Below are 15,571 nucleotides of genomic sequence, written 5' to 3'. Positions count from 1 at the left end.
TTTAAGTCCTGTGGAATACCGACAAGAACTTGGTCTAGCCGCATAAAAACCAGTCCAAGTTTTTATCCGCATCCCCAGCGGGTCAGATTTGCGTGGAAATTAACAACCCTAAGCGCCTTGCAGATACGCTGTGTCAGTCTAGTGGGGGCGGACTCCGCTAAACGCCGTCAGGCCGCCGTAGATGCGTTCCAAGATGATCCAGAGGTCAAAGTCTTTATCGGCTCAACCATGGCTGCTGGAGTGGGCATCACATTGACTGCAGCAAATATCGTGGCGTTTGCATCCATGCCCTGGACACCGGCGCTGATGCGCCAGGCAGAAGATCGTGCCTACAGACTGGGCCAAAAACGTGATGTGCTTGTCTTGGTGCCAATCATTCCAGGAACGATCGATGAGGGGGTTCTTGCGCTTCAGGACAATAAACGCACGACTGAGGAGGAGGTGATTGAAGCGGCCAAGATGGCGCTTCCTAGGGGCAGCCTCGCTCGCTGAATTCTTCGACTAACTTGCTCTACGCATCCAGTCTGCTAATTCATCTGCATGCTCTTGTTCCTCTTCTAGGATTTGCTCAAGGATGCGTCGAGTTGTGTGATCTTTGTTACCGATCAAATCTATCATTTGCGTATAAGCCTCAATTGCGACGCGTTCCGCAACTAGATTCGAACGAATCATCGAATGTAAATCGAGCGGATCGTTGTATTCTGCATGGCTTCGCGCCAACAAAGTTTGCGGATTAAAGTCTGGTTCGCCTCCTAACTGGACAATACGCTTCGCTATCTTGTCAGCATGAGCTTGCTCCTCATTTGCGTGAAGAAGAAATTCTTCGGCAATTGGAACTGATTCAAGGCCTGTTGCGGTGAAATAATGTCTTTTATAACGTAACGCACATACTATCTCTGTCGCCAATGAATCGTTGAGAAGCTTAATAATCTCTTTGCGAGATTCGATTGAATCTGGCGTAACAGCCCCTTGATCTAAACTTTTCTTGGCGGCATTTAACTTGTTATGATCAAGGCTCATATTACTTTGATGTGCAACGATATCATTCATTTTATAATCCTAATAGCTAAGAAAAAATCGTGTAACTAGCGTTCTTGTAGCAGAAATATATCTACCAAGGAGCGAGCATTACCAACAAAACGATTGCAAGCACAATAGCAGCAACGACTAATGTTCGCTTGGTTGCAAAACGATTTTTGGACGAGGAAGTTGGAACCTGTCCTGGAGAAATTTCAGGGTGTTTTTCCATAAGGCAATCTTATTCGATAAAGAACTTTGCCTCTGTAAGACAAATACCGATAGGATGTGTAATTATTTGAACTGGTGTTGTGGGTAAAAGGGTCGTATAGATAATATATTTTTATTTTTAATTAATTTTACAAAAAGCACATGATTTCACATATTTTCTGCGTCGTTAGATTCGCACCATGCTTGTCTTAGCGCTCCAGCAAAACCGTTCTCGACACGCGAAAATGCCCGTCCGCTTGTTCTCACGCGTGGCAGCGCACTCCATGCAATATGCGCTCCTAGAATACTTAGCCTATCAACTAGTGCTTGGTCCTCGCCGCACACTAGAGGTTCAAAGCCTCCTGCTCTCAGATAATGAAAGGCAGAAATACCAAGATTCGCACCATGTACGTGTCTGTGGCCGTCATTATCAATATAAGTGGATTCAAAATGCTTCTGACTATTCTTTGCGTGCTTCCCATGGTCGGACCAGTCATCAACTTCTACCGTTCCACATACCACGTCGCTTTGTAGCGAAAGCTGGTCAGCTAACCATCGAGAGGAGACGCAAGTATCTGCGTCTGTAAAAGCAAGCCATCTGGCGCCATGTTTCAATAGGTACTCGGCGCCTAAGGCCCGGGCTTTACCGACATTGCGCACGGGCGTTTCTAAAGAAATGACAGGCCATTTCATGGCGATTACTGGGGTCATATCTTGGCAACTATCCAGTACCAAAACGACTTTTACCGACTCTCCATTGAGGTCGGGATGGGATGCAGCCGTGAATATGCAATGTAAACAATCGGCTATGAGTTTTTCCTCGTTATGGGCAGGTATGCAGACTCCGATCATGATTCTTCCTTCACATGCTTTATCCAGACACCTATTTCAAAATCTAAATCTTGAAGGAGGAGGATAGAGAACAAATGCGGATGTTCTTTTAGACGCTGATGAAGCGTTTCAGAATTCTGCTGACGATCATGCGCAGGGTGACGCCAATGGCACATGAGGAGATGTCCACCAGGGGAAAGAGAACTGATGCTCCGTTCATAGAAACGGGCGAGCGCCTCATCATCAAAGTAGTAAGCAATTTCCGAGACGATAATGAGATCAAAACCTTCGTGCGGTACGTCAGGCCAACTAAAAGGCAGCGGCATGGTCCTTAAATCTAGGCGTTCTTCAGGTACGTGGTCCGTACGCTTAATGCACAGTTGGACTGCTTTTTCGGAGAAATCCACTGCGCAAAGTTGGTCACAGCGATCTAGCAGTCTCATTGTCATTTCTCCATTCCCGCATCCAGGTTCGAAACCGTGGCGGTAACGCTCTCGCGGAAGGCTGGCCAATACAAGTTCACGCTTGCGCCGCTCGTACCAGTCAGAGGTCACGTTCCACGGATCTGCATCGGCTTGATACAGGTTGTTAAAGTGCGCGGGATTGATCATGTGAACACCAGTTCAAATGGGCGCATAAGCCGACGTACTGCCCAACTAGGGAGAATGGCATCCTTTCCTGTCGTTGGATCTGGTATCAACTGACTTTGAAAACATGCCAGTGCTTGCTGCTTTAAAGCGAGCTGCTCGGATGTAAGAGGCAAAACAACTGCACGGTTCCAAGGAATGCGAGGGTCAGACGGGGAGGCCCAATGCCATGCCCAGATTGGAATTTCAAAGCATTTGCTGCCAATTTTTTGGCAAAGTTCTACACAAATTTGTCCCGTTACGTCATGGTCGGGATGTCCGTCATATCGCCATGTGCAAAAGACTGCGTCGAATGGTTTCAGTATTGTCTCTAGAGCAGCCAGTAGCTCAGACCTATGCTCTACCAGTTTGCCGTCAGGAATTTTGAGCCGCAAAAACTGCGACTTAGGCGCTAAGAAACGTTGGGCTCGGGTACTCTCCTGTATGCGTTTAAGGCGTAGCTCTTCTTGTGTCCAAAGTAAAGAATTTGGGTGGCTTGCCTCGCCATCAGTCACGGAAACTATGGTGCAAGGCAAACTGTTCCGTGCACTGAGTTGAATGAATCCTGCCGCACCTAGCACTTCATCGTCCGGGTGCGGAGCAACTATCACCATTCGCTGGCACTCGCTGAGCATTTGTGATGCTGCAAACTGTGGAAAGCCTTTGCCGGCCAGCCAGTGTTGCCAGCTTGCTTCTGGAGTTCCTACACCCTCAATGATCCGAGGCTTCAAAGAGTCCATGGGTCAGGCCGTGCTTTTACGATAAGGCGCCCTAAAGCTGCTTGATCCTGTTCTGCATGGCTCTGCCGAACAAATATTGGCAGATCTGCGATCAACTGCGCAAGATCTTTGTCCGTGCAAAGAGGACCCGGACCAAGCGCTCGTGGAACACGCCTCAGTACTTCATTCACGGCGTCCTCAACCGCAAGCCGGGCCCTAGTAACCTCCAACGCACATGGCTCCGTGGGCCTCAGATCAATTTGGTGAGCAGCCTCCGTCAGCAAGGCAGCTGCGCTACTTAAAGCAACATCTATCGCGCCGAGATGGACCAGCCTATATGAATCTTCTTTGGTTGCAATAGTTGTTTGATGTAAGTACGAAGCAATTCTTTTAGCAGCACCGTACCAGCAGGCAGCGACGCCGCCTCCGCCGTGAATAAATCCAGGACGGGTTAAGTAGCTCTCAGGCGATCCAACCAAGATGCCTGCAGTCTCCTCAAAAGATACTTCGGCACTTGAGCTGTCAGCCATTCCAACTGCATTCCATTTACTGCTATTGATTGCGATAGTTGACTGATTCATTGCCAACGCGACAAGGCATCGACGTCCATCTGGTAGCCAGCAACTTACCAATGCATTGTCGACAACACTGGCCCCTGAGCACCAAGGTTTAGTGCCCGTCAGTTTTACTTCAGTGCCATTACCTATCGATAGATTGCGAAAGTCACCATGTGCACACACGCGCATATTCGGTGGCTCTGCACACCATACCGCCCAAGCTTGACCTTCCCAGAGCAATGGTGCTTCCAACTCAGCTGTGATGGCCAGCGCGTCTGTGTGCCCTTCGTAAAGTTTTGCGAGGCTGAGGTTAGTGGAGCCGATCTTTGCAAGAGTTTTCCACCGCTCTAACGTTCGGCCAGAACCAGGAAAAGGAAGTTGATCTAGACCGTGCTCTATAAGTGTTCGGAATCTATTAAATTGCGACGCTTTTTCCGGATTATTCAAAATCGTTTGCAATTTATCTTTATCTATAAAGATATTAATATTTTCACTGAGGATATATTGCTGCATGGTTATTTTGAATAAATAGATAGTATAGTTTTAAACTATACAAGACAATACTAATTTATTTAATAAGAATTTTTTGCAAGAAAAATAGCTCAAGTAATGTCAGCTTCAGCTGACAAGGATTTTATTAAATTTTCTCGATTTGATACTAATTGCTTTCCCGATATCAACGCATTTAGAAATTCAGATGACCACCAATGTACATTCTTCTCCACAATTACTTGTAGTAAAGACTGATGTCGTTCAATACGTTCTCGTTTAGACATTTTTAGGGCTAGCTGAATCGCATTTGCCGTTGATTTAATATCATAAGGGTTGATAAGCAATGCTTCCTTCATTTGCTCTGCGGCACCTGCAAATTGCGACAAAATAAGCACCCCAGGGTCTTCCTTATTTTGCGCGGCAACATATTCTTTAGCAACAAGATTCATCCCATCCCTTAAGGGGGTAACCATCCCAACAGACGCGGCTCGATAAAATCCAGCTAGTTTCTCTCGAGAAAGAGTTTGGTGAAGATATCTAATTGGCACCCAGTCCAGCTCACCAAAATCGCCATTGATTGCTCCACATAACGACTCGAATTCCTCTCGCACATTAATATAGGCAAGATTTGTCTCACGTGTTGGTGACCCCACCTGTATTAACGTTGCAGATTTGCGATTCTCTGGGTAAATACGAAATAATTCTTTTAGAGCTTGTACACGATGGATCAAACCTTTGGAATAATCCAGACGGTCGACTCCGATAATTAGGCGTCGTTGTGAATATTCTTGCTTTATTTCTTGGCATGCATCAGTAGCTGCATTTTGCGAGGAAAATTCAATAAAATTTTCAGTATCGATTCCTATTGGAAAATCTTTATAGTTCAGTTCTATTGAATAGCATTCATTGGATGCTTTATTAGAAAAATAAGTGGTTTTCCGTTTTTCAAGATAGCTTCTGAAATGATCTACGTCTTGGATTGTTTGAAAGCCAATAAGGTTATATGCAGCTAGAGCATCCATTAATGCTCGATGCTGTGGAATAGTTTCCAAAATAATTGGGGGAGGCAGCGGAGTATGTAAGAAAAAGCCAATTCTTTGATGGCAATTAAGTTCACGAAGCTCACTCGCTAATGGAATAAGATGATAGTCGTGTATCCATACAATATCGTCTTTTCTTAAAAACTTTTGAATGGCCAAAGCAAACATTTTGTTCACAAACTGGTAGCCTTCAAAACTAAAGTTATCAAATTTAGCTAAATCTACACGGTTGTGAAATACAGGCCAGAGGACATCATTGCTAAATCCACGGTAATAGCTGTCATGTTGTTGCTGAGTTAAATCGATTGTTATTCGAATTATTAAGTTATCTTGATTTATGTGAATTCGGTCTGAAGTTGGAGTTTCACTATCTACAATGTCACCACTCCAACCAAACCAAATACCGCCCCTTCTTTGCAGGAGCTCTTCCATCGCAATTGCGAGACCTCCTGAAGCAGGCTTGTTAGAACTAGCCACACGATTTGAAATTACTACGAGACGGTTCATTTAGTTATTATCTTTCTTTTTTAAAAAATCACTATTCAATAATAACCACTTATGAACTTCAGCCACATTATTGAATCTATGCTGCGCATTAGTTTGACCACTTCCGACCTTGATAGAGATGCCGTTGCAGCAGTGCACAGCTTCAAAACCAGTCTCGTCAGTAAGATCATCACCAATAAAAACTGGTGTTCTTCCCATAAAAGGTTTCTCTTTCATGTAATCTAGTATTGCCGCACCTTTAGAAAAACCATTCGGCATAATTTCGATAACGTATTTCCCTGAAATTAATGTAAATTCTGGTTTGTTTTTAATTGCATTTTCAAAAACATCTCTACATAATTTTTCTAATTCTGGTGCTTTTCGGAAATGCAATGCTAAAGACATTATTTTTTGTTCTAAGACGAGAGATGGAAAAGCTTCAATTAGCTTAATGCACGCTTTAAACAAAAAATCATATTTTGGATATTTGACTCCATGAATCAATCCTTTGGAGCATCTTCGTTCTATGCCGTGTACGCCTGCGGTCGCAATTTTTAATGGTTTAAGAAAATGGTCTAGCACTTCAATTTGCCTTCCGGATATGATGGCCAGGGAGCCGCTCAATTGTTCGTTAATGTCATTTAGCAGCTGGCAGAGAAATGCTGGAACTTGAATACTGCACGGCTCTTCGGCTAAATCTACCAGCGTCCCATCAAAATCTAGAAACAGAGCAGATTGAGTACTTAAGATAGGTTTTTCATACATTTGTCTTTTAATGTAGGCCGTGTCTGAAAGTGTCGGCGTCAGTAAAAGTCGTTTTGTTCTTAAAAAATTGTTAGTAGAAAGTGGAGCACTCTTACTATTTCTTTCAAATTCTATGATGCAAAGCTTGCCTCGGCAGAATTATTGATTTATTAGGTCTGTGTGAACTTGGCGGAAATTGCAGAGAATTTTTAGATTTTGTCTTACATGTGCTCAAGTTGTTTTAACAAGAAAAATAATTTTTAAGTTTCTATAATAAATAGAATTAATTTTCAGATCAACTTAGGGGCAATTTATGCGATTTATATTTCTTCCAGTAGTTTTCTTTGGAGCATTGACTTTGGCGGCCTGCAAACCCACACCCTCGGAGCCCAATCCACCAATTTCGAACCAGCCATCGTCTCCATTGGCGCCCGCAGAAAACTCACCAAATGCGTCTACTCCAATTCCGAATCCTGATGGACAGCCAGGTAAGCCTTAATTGGAAAACTAAAAAGCCCGAATCACTCGGGCTTTTTTTGAAATTATTTCTCAATGAGTCATATTAAATATCCGGACGAACTTTGGATTCTCGCTCCCAGTAACGGCCTTTCGCGCCATTAATGAAATCCGCTACGTCTTCTGGTGCAAAAAAACCTTGGTCCGGTTTGACTGCGGCCGCTCTCAAGATGATGTGGGTCCCTTTACAAGCCGCAATTGCCTTTAGATGACCAAATGCGTCGCGAAACCAATCTTGAGCGGCGGATTCTTTTGAGAGCTTTTCTCCGGAAGCAAGGGGCAAAACAGAAGCCACGGCGTCGAAGAGCGCCGAGGGGGAACCGGCCAAATGACCATCAGCTGGGAGGTGCTTCCCATCACTTAGAGTTGCGCCCTCAATTTTGGGGGCGATGATTTTGACAATTGCCTTCTCAGCTATGAGTGCTGACTGCAGCGCAGCAATCGTTTCTGCGTTTGAGTCGTCATCGACAAGAATCGCGATGCTCCTCCCTTCCAAGGTGGGTTTCATTCGACCGATGATGCTTGTTGCGGGGCTGGGTGCTAAATCAATTGGATTCACTGACGGCTTTGCGACTGCTGGCAAAGAAGTCAAACCCAAACCCTTGGCAACACGTTGAGCCAAGCCTTTGTCGATAACGAGTAAATGACTCACAACAGCTGAGCGTACATGTGGTGTTTGAACTTTTGAGAGTTCAAACACCAGTGCACTCACCATGTGAGACTGCTCAACTTCGCTTTGGCTTCGATAGAACATTCGCGCTTGGCTGTAATGATCTGCAAAGCTTTCCGGCCGAATGCGGCCTTTGCTTGCTTGCGCAGTGGGCCCCTTGAAATGCTTGAAACCTCTTTCAGCGGAAGCCAGCGGGCTGTCGGGCTGTAAGCTAGAAGGCTCATAAGCTACGCGGCCTTTCGGAACCTCCGTTTGCATATGTCCATCTCTCTGGTGGTGAGCGAATGGGCATTGAGGGGCATTAATTGGAATCTGCGTGAAGTTGGGACCTCCAAGCCTTGATAGCTGTGTATCCAAGTAGGAAAACAAGCGCCCTTGCAAAAGGGGATCGTTGGAGAAGTCAATGCCAGGTGGAACGTTGGCAGGACAAAATGCCACTTGCTCAGTTTCAGCAAAAAAGTTGTCTGGCCATCGATCTAAAACAAAGCGACCGATCTTGCGTAGCGGTATGACTTCCTCAGGAATGATTTTTGTAGGGTCAAGGTGGTCGTAGGGCAGGGCATCAGCATCTTCTTGTGTGAACAGTTGAACACTTAATTCCCAGGCTGGCGGATGCCCCGCTTCAATGGATTCAAAAAGGTCTCGACGATGGAAATCGTTATCTGCAGCTTGCAGCTTGACTGCCTCATCCCACAAGGTGGACTGAATGCCCAGCTCGGGCCGCCAGTGGAACTTCACGAAGGTGCTCTCGCCTGCAGCATTGATCAACCGAAAGCTGTGTACTCCAAAACCTTCAACCATACGCAGGCTGCGTGGGATTGTTCGGTCGCTCATCGCCCACATGATCATGTGTAAGGATTCCGGCATTAATGAGATGAAATCCCAAAAGGTGTCATGGGCTGTAGCTGCTTGGGGGAACCCTCGATCTGGCTCCATCTTTACGGCATGTACTAAGTCGGGAAACTTCATTGCATCCTGAATGAAGAACACTGGAATGTTGTTGCCCACCAAGTCCCAGTTACCTTGTTCTGTGTAGAACTTGATTGCAAACCCACGGACATCTCTTGGTGTGTCAACCGATCCAGCACCGCCAGCTACCGTCGACAGCCGCGCAAAGATAGGAGTCCGTTTGCCCGTCTCTGTGAGCACCTTCGCTGTAGTGAATTCCGCTAATGAGTCTGATAACTCAAAGTAGCCGTGAGCACCTGATCCTCGGGCATGAACTATTCGTTCAGGAATGCGTTCATGGTCAAAGTGCGTGATTTTTTCCCGAAGAATAAAGTCTTCCAAGAGAGCCGGGCCGTGGTTAAAACTGGTCAGCGAATTTTGGTTATCAGGGACCACAATGCCCTGCTGCGTGGTTAGGGCAGGGTGATTGCCTTGTGACTGCTGCTGCAGCTCACCAGCGTTGCCTAGGAAAGTATTAGCTTTTGAACTTTTTCCAGTGATTTTTGACTTGGGCATTATTTATCTCCAAAAAGTTTAATAATTTCTCTATATTGATTAATTATCTGTCTTCTGTAAGTAGTCTCATCTCCTTCAGATAGGTGGTCTTATCTACTACATTTGAAGTTCAAGAGGGGGTTTTGTCACAAAATAACCATATAAATTACAAAATTTATTAATGATATTGAATAAACCTCTTGCTAAGGTGTTGCAATTTATTTTATCTATCTGAGATTTATTTTCATGAATTTTGATTTTCAGTTTATGCTTAAGAAGCATAGATTTCGTAGCTTTAGGCCTGATTTTGTTTCTCGAAAAATAAAAAAGAATATCATTTAATAATATTCTGATTGTTTCTGACTCTCTTTAAAACTGTATTCTCGAGCAGAAGTCGGGTGTCGATATTTTTAGAGCACTCAAAGAACCCGCAATGTGCGGGTTGGTTTGGTAAATCTATGGATTAGGGGCATCCGGCTGAACTATCCGCTCTGACTCAGAATCTTCAGGGATGTTTGGCTCGTTGTCCGGATTGTCGGGTCCTTGTTCAGGATATGGCTTTCCCACAGGGTCCATTTCTTCATTCTCAGGCAGTGATGGGTTGGGACTTTGAGGATTGCGTGGGTCGTTAGGGTCCGCAGGGTTGTTGGGATTTGCCCCTGGCTTTGCGTCATCGGGGTGAAACGGCTTTAGGTCAGGGTTTTTGTCATCTTTCATTTATGTGCTCCTTAGGTTGGGTGTGTATTTAGGGTGAATCTAACCTTTATCTGAGGCTGTAGGACTTACGCTTCTTAGATTGGAGTCAAGATAATGAGGATGGCTTAGTGATAGATATTTTCATTTCATGACAGGCTATAACGCACTTTTACACATTTCCCGATGTCCAAATCTCGCAGCTATTTCTACGTCGTTAATCGAGCGTTTTCCATTTTTCTGTCTAATGAAGAGAGCGGTGTTGAGTTAATAGCGTGGTAGTTATTGGTGAACCATATATAGAGCTATATAGATTTATGTAGGTTCAAGCCCACGGACATAAGCCTGCATGCCCGACAAGCTGGCAATAGGTGTATGTGTACAGTTCGTCATGTATCACTTGTTAGTGGTTACTATTATTGCAGATGCCATAAATGAAGCATTCTGTAAATTTTGCTAATGAAAACTGTCTAAGGAGTTCCAATGCAATTCACTCAAAAACTCATCGCGGTAAGTGCAGCTGCACTAATGGCATCGTCTGCATTTGCTTTGACCCCAGAGGAGCATGGCGCAGAAAGCACGCGAATCGCCTCTGAATATAAAGCGGCAAAAGAGCAATGTAAGTCGTTGAAGGGAAATGCAAAAGATGTCTGTGAAAAAGAAGCGAGCGGACGTGAGAAAGTATCGAAAGCTGAACTAAATCACCGTTCAGACGACACGCAAGGAAATCGAAACAAGTTGGCAAAAGCTAAGGCTGATGCAGAATATGACGTTGCAAAAGAAAAGTGCGACGATCTGACCGGCAACGCTAAGGACGTGTGCAGTAAGGACGCGAAGGCCGCGCATGTGAAGGCTCTCGAATCCGCAAAGGTTGCAGAGACTCGCATGGAGTCAAATAAAAATGCAACCGACAAAAAATCCGATGTTTCAGAAGCCCGCAAAGATGCAGATCAAAAAATACGTGAAGCAGATTACAAGGCCGCTAAAGAGCGTTGCGATGCTATGTCCGGTGATGCCAAAGACGCTTGCGTAAACGATGCAAAGCGCAAATTCGGCCAGTAACCATTACTGAGTGAAAAACCTAGGGGCCTTTGGCCCTATTTTCAGCTAAAAACTTTAGTGAATAACAATAATAATTGACTAGAAAATTAAGGTTGAGCGTGCAAAACACAAACCCTAAGTAGTATTTTCTTAAACAAACAACTACGCGTTTAAATGTAATGCACTAGCACCTAGCTTTGTAAATACTATGCGCGCCGTGTGGTCTGAATTATTTTGAAGTACTATTGTTCCATCATGGTGAAGATGAAGTCGAAGACCACTTCGCTCAGGACTATCTAGATAGCAGGGGTCTTTCTCAAGATCCCGCCAACCATCCTCAGCGCAAAGACGCATCCTACGTAGTGCTAGCAAATCGCTTTCTGGAGTTCCATAGTTTAGATTTGTTGCAATCCAGATTTTTAAGACTAGATCTAGCGCCTCTTGTCTGCTAGATACACGATCTGCGACTTCAATTTCAGCTAGAAAAGCTCTTAAGCGGCATTCAAATGGTTGTTTCATAGTAGCCTTATAGGTACGCCTATTGTTAGGATTGTTAAAAAACATTAATTAAAAACAAGGTTGGCAGCAAAATATAGAAAATGAAAGAATAATTACAAAGACTTGCTTTTGAATACGAGGGAGTAAAAAAGCCCACGTTAGGCACCAGCAGCATTTACTGCCACAGTTTTTTTGCTGTACCCTCTGGACTCACTTTGCAGACGAATGCTAAAAAGTTTTCAAGAATTACTTTTCTATCGGCTTGCTTACTCAGGTCTTGTGTGGTAATGGTGGCTTTGAGAGCTGTGCCAGGCGGCAGCCCTCTGCACTCATGCGGATTTAGATGAAGGAAGTCTGCTTGAACCGGCCAGACTGCTGCCGGACTCACACAGCTGTGGCTCTCAAGCCTGTGTCAGACAAGCCATCCGCGACGAATGTCTGTGGAAAGAGTTGTAAAGCATCTGAATGAAGCGAAATGCATCGGTGCGTACTTCTTGTCTAGTGGAGTAGAGGGCCTGCGGATGCGCATCGCCGTTTAAGCCTTCAGAGGAAGCCTCTGCTACAGCAGAGTCACGTACAGCAGGCGCTGGTTATCGACAGCTCCTTGACCTTGCAGTTGCAGTTGCAGTTGCAGTAACTACTGTGACCAGCAAGTGCACCAGGCACGTGAACCGCATGATGTTGATCATGTGCTTATATGTGTCACACAGGTCATTCCTCAACGTCCTTGTGTAGATGACAGGCTTAATTCAAGCCTGTTTTTTGGGATGTTTTGTACCTGGCTGACCCGCTTGAGGCCCAACCCATTCAGCGGCGCACCTCTTCGCTTTGGTTTGCTTGCTCTTAGCGTTGTGCAGCAGGAAATTTGCATCGTGTGAGCTCACTTGTAGAGACAGTCTGTGCACACAACCGAACGGCGAGGAAAACATCGGCCACACTGTGACTGTGCTGAGCGCTAGGAAACCAAGGTTTGAAGCCTAATCAATCAGCGGGTATTGAATCGTTTTAGAGTTCAGACGATAAACACTTCCGCTATGCGCAAGAAAGCAAATTGCGTTTAAAACGTCTTTAGTTGCCTTATGAAGCACTTAAACGCACTTTGCTATGATGCACTCATGAAAAAGTCATCTGATACAGCCATGCTGCCATTTGAAGCTGAAGACGCCGCAAAAATACTGGCCACTAAAGTGCGGACGGCGAGAATCGTTCGTGGCTGGACTCAGGATGAACTTGCTCAACGCTGCAATATTTCTAAGCGAACCATCTCCAGCTTGGAGGCCGGCTCGGTGAGTGTGCAACTGGGATTTGTGCTTAAGGTGCTATGGGCGGTAGACCTGATTGATGACTACATCCAGAGCATCAAGAAGGTGGGACTGAATGACCACGAATTTGCGCTTTTGGAGGCTACACAGCCAATGAGAGTGAGAGAGAAGGTCAGAAGTACATGAAGACTATTAAACCTGTTTGGCTATGGCTCCCGGGAGAGACTGAGCCTATAGCGGTGGGCGAGTATCAGCTTAGTGACTCAGGAGGGCGGCCGCTGGGTGTGTTTCGCTATGGACATGGCTATAAAGATCTACCTAAAGCCATGACGCTGGATCAGCATCAGTTAGGGCGCTTCAACAGTATTTGCAAGACGACTGATTACGAAGGGTTGCATGACATTTTTAGAGACATAAAGCCCGAGGGTTTTGGTCTCGACATGCTTTTACGTCGTCGCAGTGTCACGAGCCTAAGCAATTTGGATGCACTGGAGTTCTCTCCTGGGGATGCAGTTGGGGCTTTGGAGGTCTGCGACAACATTGCTTATAAAGTCAGCTTTGTGCCGCATTCGTCGCAAGCTATGTTTGATGCCATGGATGAGCTCGACCCAGCTCAATCAAGTGCACACGTCGTAGCCAGGGTAGAAGGAGGTATCTCCACCAGCCTTGGTGGGGAGCGTCCCAAAATGACTGTGCTGCACAAAGGACAGCAGTGGATTGCCAAGTTTTCCGGCAGACAAGATGACCCGTCGGCCACGCTGCGAGAATTTGTCAGTATGCGGCTGGCGCGCCTGTGCGGCATTAATGCAGCGGAGGTTGAGTACATCCATCGAAATCAGCGCGGTGCGGTCTTGGTGAAGCGCTTCGACCGCTTCATGCAGGAGGACGGTCAATCTCAGCGTCTACACTTTGCGAGTGCTGCAACGGTGCTGGGGGCCGCAGCGGCTCAACGAGACAATCCAAACCGGACCTATATCGGCCTTGCAATGAATGCAAGCAGGTGGAGAGTTGAGGGGCACCTAACGGAATTATGGCGGCGTATGGTTTTTAACGTCCTTATCGGCAACGGGGACGACCATCCAAGAAATCACGGGTTTTTGCGTACCCCGCAGGGTTGGAGGCTTGCTCCTGCGTATGACATCGCACCCTACGCGCCAGCTGGAGGCGTAGTGATGAGCGTGTCAGCTTTGTCCATGGGTTTGCGTAGAAATGGTGATGCAGGAGCCACAGTAGAGAATTTGCTCGTTGCAGCCAAACAGTTAGGTGTTGACTACGCTAGCGCCAATGACTACTTGGACTCCACGTTTGAAACCATCAAAGAAAAATGGGATCAACTGGTGATTGACCAAGGAAGAGATCCACTAAAACCACCTCTATTTCAGCTGCCATCGCGGGCAGCGCGGCTGAGTGAAGCAGATTTGAAGCGCATTCGATCATGAACTCCAGTTGCAAACTATGGGGAGTTTGCACAGTCTTCTATTGCCCACCTTTAGGACGGATTAAAGCTCTCTCTTCTTCAGTCCCTGATGGTGTTAGTGCATCTAAGCCACTGTCAGGAGAATCTTTAACTTGAGGTAAATCGGTTGGGTGGGAAATTAACTCTTCTATCATAAATCTGCCATAGAGTTGAGCACGTTCAGCGCCAGAAGTGCAGAGTTTTCCAGCAATAAGCCGAGCCTGACTATCGTCGATAACGCGTATAACCAGCCAGTGATAACCGTGCTCAGCTAATACACGGTGAGCCTTGATCAAATTGAGTTCTTGGCCTACGCCGGCCAAAGGGCTAGCTCGATCTAAATCAGCATCAATTTGCGCTAGCATTTCCGTATCTGTGTAACTGTGAATATCTGCCGACGCTATGCCTAGCACCTCCAGTTCATTCTTCCCTTGCTGCGCTAAGTTGCTGTTAGGAAAGGAGGCTACTATATGACCAATAGGCTTAAAAACACCAAAGGCTCTTTGCTTTTGCGGATCCATGGTCTTCTCCTTAAGGCGGTAAATTTAATTAGTCGAAGAGTTCGCCAAATAATGTTACATGCATATATCGCACATGACTGTTTTTCCAAGAAAATCTAGTAAGAATTTAATTCTAAAGAATTTGCTATACAGCTGTGTAATAAATATAACTAATTCGAGTCATAAATAAATGGCGAAAAAATTACATTCTTGAAAAGAAAAAAGCCACTGATGAGTGGCTTTTTTACGAAAGGCAGATATCACTTAATCTCAAATTGAGCACGATCTTTGTCTTTGATCCACAGCGGAGGCTTTCCACGCCCAGTCCATGTTTGACCAGTGACTGGGTCACGGTACTTAGGCTCAACGACTGAGCGCGATGTTGTTTTTTGCTTCTTCGCTGGGAAAACATCATCAGGCGAAAGACCGTACTCTGAAACCAGAGTCTGAATCTTGCTCAATGCATCTGCAATTTCAGATGCACGTGCTTCCGCAATTTTTTGCTCCAGCTGCGTGCGTTGTGCCAAGAGGTCTTTATAAGATACCGATGATGTCATATGAACTTTGCTTAAATTGAAAGTGGAATTCACATCATACATATATAAAAAATTAATTTCAATCAGCCAACGAAGTCTTGCTGCAATTGTCATTTTTGCTAAAATATTTATACTTATGCTCGCATGAGCTAATTGTGGTGACTGAACCCTTGTAAGTCACACGCCGCAAGGCTAGGGTACTTTTCTAACCCCAACGGGACCAACTGCGTCCCA

At 45.5% G+C, this 15,571-nt stretch carries 15 protein-coding genes; 4 read left to right on the top strand and 11 right to left on the bottom strand.

Translation table 11 applies throughout. The annotated features are described in order from the left end of the window. On the top strand, positions 1–492 hold a 492-nt coding region (locus H9646_RS02670; RefSeq protein WP_225213928.1), incomplete at its 5' end, for a helicase-related protein. Positions 493–501: 9 nt separating this feature from the next. On the opposite strand, the gene H9646_RS02665 is transcribed toward H9646_RS02670, so the two are convergent. The 9 genes from H9646_RS02665 to H9646_RS02625 form a co-directional block, all read right to left on the bottom strand. Beyond that, positions 502–1,050: a ferritin-like domain-containing protein gene (locus H9646_RS02665; RefSeq protein WP_191721760.1), complete on the bottom strand. Its 549-nt coding sequence runs from the start codon at positions 1,048–1,050 to the stop codon at positions 502–504. 345 nt (positions 1,051–1,395) lie between these two features. Then, complete coding sequence (locus H9646_RS02660; RefSeq protein ID WP_191721759.1) at positions 1,396–2,079, bottom strand: glycosyltransferase; 684 nt, start codon at positions 2,077–2,079, stop codon at positions 1,396–1,398. Next, a complete protein-coding gene (locus H9646_RS02655) occupies positions 2,076–2,669 on the bottom strand; it encodes a class I SAM-dependent DNA methyltransferase (RefSeq protein ID WP_225213927.1) in 594 nt (197 codons plus the stop codon). The genes H9646_RS02660 and H9646_RS02655 overlap by 4 nt, the downstream gene beginning before the upstream one ends. Further along, positions 2,666–3,424, bottom strand: coding sequence for a PIG-L deacetylase family protein (locus H9646_RS02650; protein ID WP_191721758.1), 759 nt, complete (start codon positions 3,422–3,424; stop codon positions 2,666–2,668). The genes H9646_RS02655 and H9646_RS02650 overlap by 4 nt, the downstream gene beginning before the upstream one ends. Next, complete coding sequence (locus tag H9646_RS02645) at positions 3,412–4,473, bottom strand: acyl-CoA dehydrogenase (protein ID WP_191721757.1); 1,062 nt, start codon at positions 4,471–4,473, stop codon at positions 3,412–3,414. Before H9646_RS02645 ends, H9646_RS02650 begins: the two co-directional genes overlap by 13 nt. Positions 4,474–4,562: 89 nt before the next feature. Then, entirely contained in the window at positions 4,563–5,999 is a 1,437-nt protein-coding gene (locus H9646_RS02640; RefSeq protein ID WP_191721756.1) for an alpha,alpha-trehalose-phosphate synthase (UDP-forming), read from the bottom strand. Then, on the bottom strand, positions 6,000–6,743 hold the full coding sequence (gene otsB / locus H9646_RS02635) for a trehalose-phosphatase (protein ID WP_191721755.1): 744 nt from the start codon (positions 6,741–6,743) through the stop codon (positions 6,000–6,002). It lies immediately after the preceding gene. Between the two features lie 541 nt (positions 6,744–7,284). Beyond that, positions 7,285–9,372: a catalase gene (locus H9646_RS02630; protein ID WP_191721754.1), complete on the bottom strand. Its 2,088-nt coding sequence runs from the start codon at positions 9,370–9,372 to the stop codon at positions 7,285–7,287. 435 nt (positions 9,373–9,807) lie between these two features. Then, a complete protein-coding gene (locus H9646_RS02625) occupies positions 9,808–10,068 on the bottom strand; it encodes a hypothetical protein (RefSeq protein WP_191721753.1) in 261 nt (86 codons plus the stop codon). A 459-nt stretch (positions 10,069–10,527) separates the two neighbouring features. Here H9646_RS02625 and H9646_RS02620 point away from each other — a divergent pair, with 459 nt between their 5' ends. From H9646_RS02620 to H9646_RS02610, 3 genes are all read left to right on the top strand, one after another. Continuing rightward, a complete protein-coding gene (locus H9646_RS02620) occupies positions 10,528–11,106 on the top strand; it encodes a hypothetical protein (protein WP_191721752.1) in 579 nt (192 codons plus the stop codon). 1,592 nt (positions 11,107–12,698) lie between these two features. Further along, the gene (locus H9646_RS02615) at positions 12,699–13,031 is read left to right on the top strand and encodes a helix-turn-helix domain-containing protein (protein ID WP_191721751.1); all 333 of its coding nucleotides are present in this window, start codon (positions 12,699–12,701) and stop codon (positions 13,029–13,031) included. Next, positions 13,028–14,284 (top strand): type II toxin-antitoxin system HipA family toxin, encoded by a 1,257-nt coding sequence (locus tag H9646_RS02610; protein ID WP_191721750.1) that lies wholly within the window; start codon positions 13,028–13,030, stop codon positions 14,282–14,284. The genes H9646_RS02615 and H9646_RS02610 overlap by 4 nt, the downstream gene beginning before the upstream one ends. 37 nt (positions 14,285–14,321) lie before the next feature. On the opposite strand, the gene H9646_RS02605 is transcribed toward H9646_RS02610, so the two are convergent. Continuing rightward, positions 14,322–14,822: a hypothetical protein gene (locus H9646_RS02605; protein ID WP_191721749.1), complete on the bottom strand. Its 501-nt coding sequence runs from the start codon at positions 14,820–14,822 to the stop codon at positions 14,322–14,324. Positions 14,823–15,061: 239 nt separating this feature from the next. Continuing rightward, positions 15,062–15,358 carry an H-NS histone family protein gene (locus tag H9646_RS02600; protein ID WP_191721802.1) on the bottom strand — a complete coding sequence of 99 codons (297 nt, stop codon included), beginning with the start codon at positions 15,356–15,358 and terminating at the stop codon, positions 15,062–15,064. Between the last annotated feature and the right edge of the window lie 213 nt (positions 15,359–15,571).

Source organism: Comamonas avium, from assembly GCF_014836675.1.
GTDB lineage: Bacteria > Pseudomonadota > Gammaproteobacteria > Burkholderiales > Burkholderiaceae_C > Comamonas > Comamonas avium.
Note: the sequence above shows the minus strand (reverse complement) of the source record. Positions and strands in the feature narration are given on the sequence as shown.

Bases quoted from the DNA above. Each gene is read 5' to 3' on its own strand.
- H9646_RS02605 (WP_191721749.1), bottom strand. From the start codon at position 14,822: ATGGATCCGCAAAAGCAAAGAGCCTTTGGTGTTTTTAAGCCTATTGGT.
- H9646_RS02600 (WP_191721802.1), bottom strand. From the start codon at position 15,358: ATGACATCATCGGTATCTTATAAAGACCTCTTGGCACAACGCACGCAG.
- H9646_RS02625 (WP_191721753.1), bottom strand. From the start codon at position 10,068: ATGAAAGATGACAAAAACCCTGACCTAAAGCCGTTTCACCCCGATGAC.
- H9646_RS02650 (WP_191721758.1), bottom strand. From the start codon at position 3,424: ATGGACTCTTTGAAGCCTCGGATCATTGAGGGTGTAGGAACTCCAGAA.
- otsB (WP_191721755.1), bottom strand. From the start codon at position 6,743: ATGTATGAAAAACCTATCTTAAGTACTCAATCTGCTCTGTTTCTAGAT.
- H9646_RS02655 (WP_225213927.1), bottom strand. From the start codon at position 2,669: ATGATCAATCCCGCGCACTTTAACAACCTGTATCAAGCCGATGCAGAT.
- H9646_RS02665 (WP_191721760.1), bottom strand. From the start codon at position 1,050: ATGAATGATATCGTTGCACATCAAAGTAATATGAGCCTTGATCATAAC.
- H9646_RS02615 (WP_191721751.1), top strand. From the start codon at position 12,699: ATGAAAAAGTCATCTGATACAGCCATGCTGCCATTTGAAGCTGAAGAC.
- H9646_RS02640 (WP_191721756.1), bottom strand. From the start codon at position 5,999: ATGAACCGTCTCGTAGTAATTTCAAATCGTGTGGCTAGTTCTAACAAG.
- H9646_RS02660 (WP_191721759.1), bottom strand. From the start codon at position 2,079: ATGATCGGAGTCTGCATACCTGCCCATAACGAGGAAAAACTCATAGCC.
- H9646_RS02630 (WP_191721754.1), bottom strand. From the start codon at position 9,372: ATGCCCAAGTCAAAAATCACTGGAAAAAGTTCAAAAGCTAATACTTTC.
- H9646_RS02645 (WP_191721757.1), bottom strand. From the start codon at position 4,473: ATGCAGCAATATATCCTCAGTGAAAATATTAATATCTTTATAGATAAA.
- H9646_RS02610 (WP_191721750.1), top strand. From the start codon at position 13,028: ATGAAGACTATTAAACCTGTTTGGCTATGGCTCCCGGGAGAGACTGAG.
- H9646_RS02620 (WP_191721752.1), top strand. From the start codon at position 10,528: ATGCAATTCACTCAAAAACTCATCGCGGTAAGTGCAGCTGCACTAATG.